The organism is Aquabacterium sp. (genome assembly GCF_049274795.1).
Classification (GTDB): domain Bacteria; phylum Pseudomonadota; class Gammaproteobacteria; order Burkholderiales; family Burkholderiaceae_C; genus Aquabacterium.
The window spans coordinates 1-8,281 of the sequence record NZ_JBASTH010000081.1; the positions used below are offsets into that span (position 1 = coordinate 1).

Annotated in this window: 8 protein-coding genes; 5 read left to right on the forward strand and 3 right to left on the reverse strand. The window is 68.2% G+C overall.

Translation table 11 applies throughout. The features are described 5' to 3' along the window. The 3 genes from WAQ08_RS12935 to gloA form a co-directional block, all read left to right on the forward strand. A partial coding sequence (locus WAQ08_RS12935) for a disulfide bond formation protein B (protein WP_422191991.1) occupies positions 1-263 on the forward strand: 263 nt, incomplete at its 5' end. A 57-nt stretch (positions 264-320) separates the two neighbouring features. After that, complete coding sequence (locus WAQ08_RS12940; RefSeq protein WP_422191992.1) at positions 321-2,168, forward strand: chorismate-binding protein; 1,848 nt, start codon at positions 321-323, stop codon at positions 2,166-2,168. Positions 2,169-2,287: 119 nt separating this feature from the next. Further along, entirely contained in the window at positions 2,288-2,692 is a 405-nt protein-coding gene (gene gloA / locus WAQ08_RS12945) for a lactoylglutathione lyase (protein WP_422191993.1), read from the forward strand. Between the two features lie 155 nt (positions 2,693-2,847). Here the strand turns inward: gloA and aroC are convergent, their stop codons facing one another. The 3 genes from aroC to WAQ08_RS12960 form a co-directional block, all read right to left on the reverse strand. Then, positions 2,848-3,951 (reverse strand): chorismate synthase, encoded by a 1,104-nt coding sequence (aroC, locus tag WAQ08_RS12950; RefSeq protein ID WP_422191994.1) that lies wholly within the window; start codon positions 3,949-3,951, stop codon positions 2,848-2,850. 150 nt (positions 3,952-4,101) lie between these two features. Beyond that, a complete protein-coding gene (locus WAQ08_RS12955; protein WP_422191995.1) occupies positions 4,102-4,569 on the reverse strand; it encodes a CBS domain-containing protein in 468 nt (155 codons plus the stop codon). A 185-nt stretch (positions 4,570-4,754) separates the two neighbouring features. After that, positions 4,755-6,002 (reverse strand): YihY family inner membrane protein, encoded by a 1,248-nt coding sequence (locus WAQ08_RS12960; RefSeq protein WP_422191996.1) that lies wholly within the window; start codon positions 6,000-6,002, stop codon positions 4,755-4,757. A 54-nt stretch (positions 6,003-6,056) separates the two neighbouring features. Between WAQ08_RS12960 and WAQ08_RS12965 the strand changes: the two genes are divergently transcribed. Continuing rightward, positions 6,057-6,545: a DUF2069 domain-containing protein gene (locus WAQ08_RS12965; RefSeq protein ID WP_422191997.1), complete on the forward strand. Its 489-nt coding sequence runs from the start codon at positions 6,057-6,059 to the stop codon at positions 6,543-6,545. A gap of 46 nt (positions 6,546-6,591) precedes the next feature. After that, positions 6,592-8,061: an FAD-binding oxidoreductase gene (locus WAQ08_RS12970; protein WP_422191998.1), complete on the forward strand. Its 1,470-nt coding sequence runs from the start codon at positions 6,592-6,594 to the stop codon at positions 8,059-8,061. The last annotated feature ends 220 nt before the right edge of the window (positions 8,062-8,281 follow it).

Consider the following 8,281-nt stretch of genomic DNA (forward strand, 5'->3'; position numbering starts at 1 on the left):
CCTCCGGCGTGGCCGCGGCGCTGTGGCAGCACTTCGTGGCCGCCAAGAGCACCTCGTGCGCGCTCACGCTGGCCGATCGCATCGTCGGCGGCCTGGGCCTGGACACCCGCTGGCCCGAGGTCTTCGAGGTGCGCGCCTCCTGCGCCGATGCGGCCACCACGCTGCTGGGCGTGCCCTACGAGTTCTGGAGCCTGGCCCTGTTCGCCCTAGTCGGCGTGCTGGCCCTGGCCTGCGCGCTGTCACGCCGTCAGCGCCTGGCCTGAGCCGGCAGCGCCCGTCCACGCCCTACCCATCCGCCGCGGGCCCACGCGGCCCTCAACATGCTGGACGTCGATCCCCACTACCCCACGGCCTTGATCGATTTCCCCGATCAGGCCGGCACACGCCGGCGCCTGGCCTTTCACCAGCCCTCACGCTGGCTGGTGGCGCACGACCCCAAGCAGGTGCCCGCCCTGCTGGACGAAGCCCACCGCGCCGCGAAAGACGGCGCCTGGTGCGTGGGCTGGGTGGCCTATGAGGCCGCGCCAGGGCTGGATGCACACCTGCCCGTCAAGGCCTTGCCGCCAGGCACGCCGTACGCCGCCTGGGCCGTGTTCACCGAAGCGCAGGCCTGGCCTGCGGACAGTGATGGCACCGCGCCCAATGTGAAAGACGGCTGGCACGCCGGCCCCTGGGACTCCGCCTTGAGCGATGCCCGCCTGCACCAGCAGGTCGAGCAGATCCGCGAGTTGATCCGCAACGGCGAGGTCTACCAGATCAACCTGACGGCACCGCTGCGCGCAGCGTTCCAGCCCGAGGACAAGGCAGCGCCCACCCCGGCCCTGCACGCCTACTTCCAGGCGCTGCAGCGCAGCCAGCCCGGCGGCTACGGCCTGATGCTCGATGGCCGCGCTGTGGCACGCCAGCCCGGCGCCGTGCTCAGCGTCTCGCCGGAGCTGTTCTTCGACTGGGAGGGCGATCTGCTCACCACCCGCCCGATGAAAGGCACAGCCCCCCGATCAGCCGAACCTGCTGACGACCAGCGCGCCGCCGACCACCTGCGCACCAGCCCCAAGGAGCGGGCCGAGAACCTGATGATCGTGGACCTGCTGCGCAACGACCTGTCGCGCGTGGCGCAGGTGGGCAGCGTGACTGTGCCAACGCTGTTCGAGGTGCAGGCCCTGCCCACCGTCTGGCAGATGACGTCCACCGTTACCGCACGCACACGCGCCGGCCTGCGCCTGAGCGAGGTCTTCGCGGCGCTGTTCCCTTGTGGCTCGGTGACGGGTGCGCCCAAGCGCCAGGCCATGCACCATATCGCGCGCATGGAGGGCGCGCCACGCGGGGTGTACTGCGGCGCCTCCGGCATGATGGCGCCAGGCGGCCGAGTCACCGTCAACGTGCCCATCCGCACCGTGGCCGTGCACACCCCGCCGCCCACCGCGCCCTGGACATTGCACTGCGGCATTGGCAGCGGCATCACGCTCGACGCCACCCCTGAGGGGGAAGCACAAGAGTGGCAGGCCAAGCAGGCCTTCCTGCGCCGGGCTGATCAGCCGTTCGACCTGCTCGAATCACTGCGCCTGCAAGACGGCCACATCCCGCGCCTGGACGGCCACCTGGCCCGCCTGGCCCGCTCCGCACGCCACTTCAATCACCGCTGGGATGAGGGCGTGAAAGCCGCGTGCATCGACGCACTGCAGGCGCTGGCTCACGCGCATCCGCAAGGAATCTTCAAGCTGCGGCTGCTGCTGGATGCCAGAGGCCGGCCGCGCGCTGAAGCCGCGCCACTGCCCGATGCGCCGCCGGGGCCACGCCAGGTCGTGCTGGCGCAGCATCCGATCCCCCGGGCTGAGCGCGATGAGTTCATCCGCCACAAGACTACACAGCGGGCGGCCTACGCCCCGTTCGCCCCCCACACCGGCATCTTCGACACCCTGCTGCACAACGAACGCGGCGAGCTGACCGAATTCACCATCGGCAACCTGGCCCTGCAGATCGACGGCCAGTGGGTCACCCCGCCACTATCAAGTGGCCTGCTGCCTGGCGTGATGCGCGAAGCCCTGCTGGCCGAGGGCCGGTTACGGGAGCGCGTGCTGACCTTGCACGATCTGCCGAGTGCGCAAGGCATGGCCCTGATCAACAGCGTGCGTGGCTGGGTAGAGGTCGTGTTGAGTCCCAGATTGTGATGCTGGTGCTCACCATGGCAGAGCCCAAGGCTGGGTTTCCTGCCGACGCGGCACCACACGGCCCCGATCTTTGGCAGACTGACGCCCTCTCCACGTTCCACTCCCCCTGAAAGATCCCCATGCGCCTGCTGCACACCATGCTGCGCGTTGGCAACCTCCAGCGCTCCATCGATTTCTACACCCAGGCCCTGGGCATGACGCTGTTGCGCACCGTCGACCGACCCGAGCAGCAATACACGCTGGCCTACCTGGGCTACGGCCCCAACCCGGAGCACGCCGAGCTGGAGTTCACCTACAACTACGGCACCGAGAAGTACGAGCTGGGCAACGCCTACGGCCACATCGCCCTAGGCATGGACGACATCGCCGCCGCCTGTGACAAGGTGCGTGCGCTCACGACCACGCTGGGCGGCAGCATCTCGCGCGAGCCCGGCCCGGTCAAGGGCGGCAACACCATCATCGCTTTCGTGACGGATCCCGATGGGTACAAGGTCGAGCTGATCCAGCACGGATCGCCGATCTGACGCTTGCACACGCGCCTACAGAAATCGCCTGCAACAGGCGCCCACAAATAGCCGCCCTTCACGAGGCGGTTTTTTTCATGCGGGCCAGCGAAAGAGGCCGTCGTGACTCACGCATCGGCTGGATGCGTGGCCTTGGCCTTGTTGGCCTTGACCACTCACTCCGGCCGTTGCGCCGCGATCTTCGGCGTGCTCACCGACACATCGCCGCACTGTGCGCGGTGCCGCAGCGCATGGTCGATCAGCACCAGCGCCAGCATGGCCTCGGCGATCGGCGTGGCGCGGATGCCCACGCAGGGGTCGTGGCGACCGAAGGTCTCGACCGTGGCGGGGTTGCCGTCCAGGTCGATCGACGGGCGAGGCGTGCGGATCGAGCTGGTCGGCTTGATCGCGATCGACACGCGGATGTCCTGCCCGGTGGAGATGCCACCCAGCACGCCACCCGCATGGTTGGACATGAAGCCCTCGGGCGTCAGGCCATCGCCGTGCTCACTGCCCTTTTGCGTGACGCAGCCAAAGCCCGCGCCGATCTCCACGCCCTTGACGGCGTTGATGCCCATCATCGCGTACGCGATGTCGGCGTCCAGCTTGTCGAACAGGGGTTCGCCCAGGCCCACCGGCATGCCGCTGGCCTCCACACACAGGCGCGCGCCACACGAATCGCCTTCCTTGCGAAGATCGTCCATGTAGGCCTCAAGTGCCTCGATCTGGCTGGCATTGGGCGCGAAAAACGGGTTCTGACTGACATGCTCCCAGCCCTCGAACGCGATGGGCACGTTGCCGAGTTGCGTCATGCAGGCGCGGATGGCAACACCGTAGTGCTCCTTCAACCACTTCTTGGCCACGGCGCCGGCCGCCACCATGGGCGCCGTCAGGCGGGCCGACGAACGTCCGCCACCGCGCGGATCGCGGATGCCGTACTTGTGCCAGTAGGTGTAATCGGCGTGGCCGGGGCGGAAGGTCTGCAGGATGTTGCCGTAGTCCTTGCTGCGCTGGTCGGTGTTGCGGATCAGCAGGGCGATGGGCGCGCCAGTGGTCTTGCCCTCGTAGACGCCAGAGAGGATCTCCACGGCATCGGGCTCGTTTCGCTGGGTGACATGGCGCGAGGTGCCGGGGCGGCGGCGGTCCAGGTCGTGCTGGATGTCGGACTCGGTCAATTCCAGGCCGGGCGGACAGCCGTCGATCACGCAGCCGATGGCCGGGCCGTGCGATTCGCCGAAGTTGGAGACAGTGAACAGGTGTCCGAAGGTGCTGCCGGCCATGGAGAGGTCTGGAATGCGTGGGGGAAACCGTTATTGTCCCCCAAGACAAAACCCGGCGCCAAGGCCGGGTCTGGGGGGCTGCGCACAGGAGGCGTGCACATGCAACGCACCGGCCGCAAAGCCGGGCGCCAAGGTGATATCAGATGCGGCTCAGAGCAGCGCCTGGCGCTCGCCGGCGTTCTCTTCCACCGGCCAGTCGCGGATGTAGGCCTTGAGCATGCGGTTCTCGAAATCCTGCCCATCGACCACGGCCTTGGCCACGTCGTAGAAGGAGATCACACCGGCCAGCGTGCGGTTGGTGAGCACGGGCATGTAGCGGGCATGGCGGTTGAGCATCATGCGGCGCACTTCGTCGATCTCGGTCTCGGGGGTGCAGGTGAGCGGGTGGTCGTCCATCACCGAGCGCACGGCCTGCGAGCCGAAGGCGCCATCGTTGCGCACCACGGCCTGGATCACTTCCCGGAAGGTGAGCATGCCCACCAGTTCACCGTGCTCCATCACCACCAGCGAGCCGATGTCGTGCTGGGCCATGGTGGTGGCGGCTTCGGACAGCGGGTCCTCGGGGCGGACGGTGAACAGCGTGTTGCCTTTGACGCGGAGGATGTCGCTGACTTTCATGGGGAAGTCTCCTTTGGGGGCAGGATCTGCGGCGCGGCGGCGGATCACGCCAATCGGCACCACGAGGTGTGGGACAACAGTGTGCCGCAAACGGCTGATGGCCGAGCGGATCCAGCTTCGCGTTTAAAACCAATATAACGTTGATCGACAGCGAAAGCCATCGTTAAACCCGGGTTCAGCGCACCTTATTTGCTCGGTGTTTGCCCCAGGGCCAGACTGGATGGCGCCCCCAGCGCCTCCGCCAGGGTGATGTCGTCGAAGCGCGCGTGCCGCCAGAAATCCTGGCTCCAGGTGTCGGGCCCCAGCAGCAACTGGCGCACCAGAGGCGCCACCGAGGTCCGGCCCGGGTTGCACAACAGCACCAAGCGACCGCCATCGTCTTGCTCGGGCTCGTCCAGCCGGGCCACCCAGTCCAACCCTGTCAGCACCTCGATCACCGGCTCGATCTGCAGGGGATCCGTGCGCAGCATCTGGGCCAGGCGCAAGGATGAGTAACCGGCCGTGTCCGTGTGCTGCACATCGGCCAGCGTCTTGACCAGGGCCAGCGCCATCTGGAAGCGGTGGCCGGGTGCGTCAGGCCAGCGCTTCACGCGCGACAGCAGGCTGGGCGCATACGCCGCCACCACCGCCCCCTGCAGCACGATCAGCCAGCTCAGGAAGATCCAGATCAGGAAGATGGGCAGCGCCGCGAAAGCACCATACACGGTGGCATAGACCGGCACGCTCGACAGGTAGAGCGCCAGCACCCGTTGCGCCGACTCCAGCCCGATCGATACGAACAGCGCGCCGGAGGCCGCATGCTCCCAGCGCACGTGCGTGTTGGGCACGTAGCGGAACAGCGCAGCGAAGCCCGCCGTCTGCAGCACAAACACGATCAGCCCCAGCAGCACGCTCACACCGCCGGGCAGCGCCCCCACCCAGCCGCGTGAGGCCGACAGCACGTACGAGGTGACCGACAGGCTCGCGCCCAGCATCAGCGGGCCCAGCGTGAGCGCAGCCCAGTACACCAGCACCCGCTGCGCGATGGGCCGGCGCGAGCGCACCCGCCAGATCGCATTGAGCGTGTGGTCGATGGTCAGCATCAGGAACATGGCCGTCAGGCCCAGGGCGATCAGGCCCACGCCGCCGAGTTGGCTGGCCTTGCCGGAAAAGCGCGTGAGCAGCAGCATCACCTGCTTGGCAATCACCTCGGGCACAAGGCCGCTGAGGAACTGCGTCTCCAGCGCCTTGCGAAAGCGCGCGAACACCGGGAAGGCGCTGAACAGGGCCAGCATCACCGTGAACAGCGGCACCAGCGCGATGGTGGTGGTGAAGGTCAGGCTGCCGGCGGTCACGCCCAGGCGGTCTTCACGAAAACGAAGCCGCAGGGTGTGGAGGGTGGCCATCCAGGGCCAGTGCTGCAGCAGCACGAGAAAACGCCGGTACCAGATCATGGGGGCTATCATGCCACCCTGCCCGCCCGCCCCGACACACCCATGGGCCCCACCATGACCGACCGCACCGCCCCCCCTTCGGCCCCGCGCGCCTCCCTGGCGGACGAGCCCCTGGCCGGCGTGCACACGCCCGAGCGCCTGCGCCACATCGGCCTGGTACGTGCAGTGACCGTGCTGCTGACTGGCGGGCTGATCGCCCTGGGCCTGGCCTGGGAGCTCTGGCTGGCCCCCCTGCCCGGCGGCACCGGCGCGCTGGCGCTCAAGGTGCTGCCGCTCACGCTGGCCATCGCCGGCCTGCTGCGGCACCGGCTCTACACCTACCGCTGGTTGTCGCTGCTGGTGTGGCTGTATTTCACCGAAGGCGTGGTGCGCGCCACGGGTGATGCGGGCTGGTCGCAAGGCCTGGCCATGCTGGAGACCGCACTGAGCGTGCTGCTCTTTGCCGCCTGTGCGGTGTATGTGCGGCTGCGCCTGAAGGTGCTGCCGCCCAAGGTCAAAGGGTCCAAGGGCCACGATCAGGGCAGTCAGCACGACGCGGCCTGATCCCTGCCCTGCCCCGCGATACACACGAAACATCCGCCGCGAACAAATGGCCTCCCCCTCCTGGCTCGATGACCTGGGCGCCCTGCTCGGCCCCGCCGGCCTGCTGCGTCCGGACCAGGGCCTGACACCCGCCGAGCGCGAGCCCTATGAGCTGGACTGGCGCCGCCGTTACCGTGGCCAGGCCCTGGCCATCGCACGGCCTGCCGACGCCGCCCAGGTGCAGGCCGTGGTGCGCGCCTGCGCCGCTCAGGGCATCGCGCTGGTGCCGCAAGGTGGCAACACCGGGCTGGTGGGCGGCTCGATCACCGATGGCAGTGGCCAACAGTTGCTGCTCAACCTGGGGCGCATGAACCAGGTACGTGCCGTGGACCCGGCCAACCTCACGCTCACCGTGGATGCCGGCTGCACGCTGGCGCAGGTGCAGCAGGCCGCGCAGGAGCATGGCCTGCTCTTCCCTCTGAGCCTGGCCTCCGAAGGCAGTTGCACCCTCGGTGGCAACCTGGCCACCAACGCCGGCGGCACCCAGGTGCTGCGCTACGGCACCGCACGCGAACTGTGCCTGGGGCTGGAGGTGGTCACGGCCAGCGGCACACTGTGGTCCAGCCTGTCGGGCCTGCGCAAGGACAACACGGGCTACGACCTGCGCGACCTCTTCATCGGCAGCGAAGGCACCTTGGGCGTGATCACGACCGCCACTGTGCGCCTGTATCCCCGCCCGCGCGGCCAGGCCACCGCCCTGGCCGCCTGCGCCAGCCTGGAAGGCGCCGTGGCGCTGCTGGCCCGCGCCCGCAACCTGCTGGATGCCGGGCTCACGGCCTTCGAGACCATGGGCCGCCTGCCGCTGCATCTGGTCGCCAGACACCACCCCGACATCGCCCGCTGCACCGATGCCCTGCGCGAGGCCAGCGCCCTGCCCCCGTGGACCGTGCTGATCGAGCACGCCAGCACCGAGTCCCCTGAGCATGCCCAGGCACGCCTGCAGGCCCTGCTGGGTGAAGCGCTCGATGCTGGCGACATCACCAACGCCAGCCTGGCCACCAGCGAAACGCAGCGCCGGGCCTTCTGGCATCTGCGCGAGACCATCCCGCTGGCGGAACGCACCGAGGGGCTGATGGTCAAGCACGACATCGCCGTGCCCACTTCGGCCATCCCGGCTTTTGTCGAGCAGGCTGGGCAGCAACTGCAAGCACGCTGGCCCGAAAGCCGCGTGGTCTGCTTCGGCCACCTCGGCGATGGCAACCTGCACTACAACGTGCAGCCGCCCGCAGCGCAATCGGCTGGCGATGCCTTGCTGGCTTTCGAGCAGCAGGCCAACCAGGTGGTGTTCGATCTGGTGGACAGCTTCAAGGGCACGCTGTCGGCCGAGCACGGCATCGGGCAGTTGCGCCGCGATGAACTGGCCAGGCGCAAGCCCCCCGAGGCCATGGCGATGATGCGGGCGATCAAGCAGGCGCTGGATCCGCAGGGGCTGTTCAATCCGGGCCGGGTGCTGCCGCACACAGACACCGCGCCGTAAAGGCCCAGTGCCGACATCGCCAACGCTGGTGCCTTAGAATTTATCCGCAAATAGTAAACTATCGCCCTGAGCCGCAGCAGACGCGGCCAAGGACGAAGCCGTGGCGACAAAAAAGCGTGTGGATTCCTGGGTGGTCACAGATGATTTCTGGCAGCGCGTAGAGCCATTGATACCCGTGCGCGAACGACCCAGTGACAAGGCATATGTCCGTCAGCCCGGG

Bases quoted from the DNA above. Each gene is read 5' to 3' on its own strand.
- WAQ08_RS12940 (WP_422191992.1), top strand. From the start codon at position 321: ATGCTGGACGTCGATCCCCACTACCCCACGGCCTTGATCGATTTCCCC.
- gloA (WP_422191993.1), top strand. From the start codon at position 2,288: ATGCGCCTGCTGCACACCATGCTGCGCGTTGGCAACCTCCAGCGCTCC.
- aroC (WP_422191994.1), bottom strand. From the start codon at position 3,951: ATGGCCGGCAGCACCTTCGGACACCTGTTCACTGTCTCCAACTTCGGC.
- WAQ08_RS12955 (WP_422191995.1), bottom strand. From the start codon at position 4,569: ATGAAAGTCAGCGACATCCTCCGCGTCAAAGGCAACACGCTGTTCACC.
- WAQ08_RS12960 (WP_422191996.1), bottom strand. From the start codon at position 6,002: ATGATCTGGTACCGGCGTTTTCTCGTGCTGCTGCAGCACTGGCCCTGG.
- WAQ08_RS12965 (WP_422191997.1), top strand. From the start codon at position 6,057: ATGACCGACCGCACCGCCCCCCCTTCGGCCCCGCGCGCCTCCCTGGCG.
- WAQ08_RS12970 (WP_422191998.1), top strand. From the start codon at position 6,592: ATGGCCTCCCCCTCCTGGCTCGATGACCTGGGCGCCCTGCTCGGCCCC.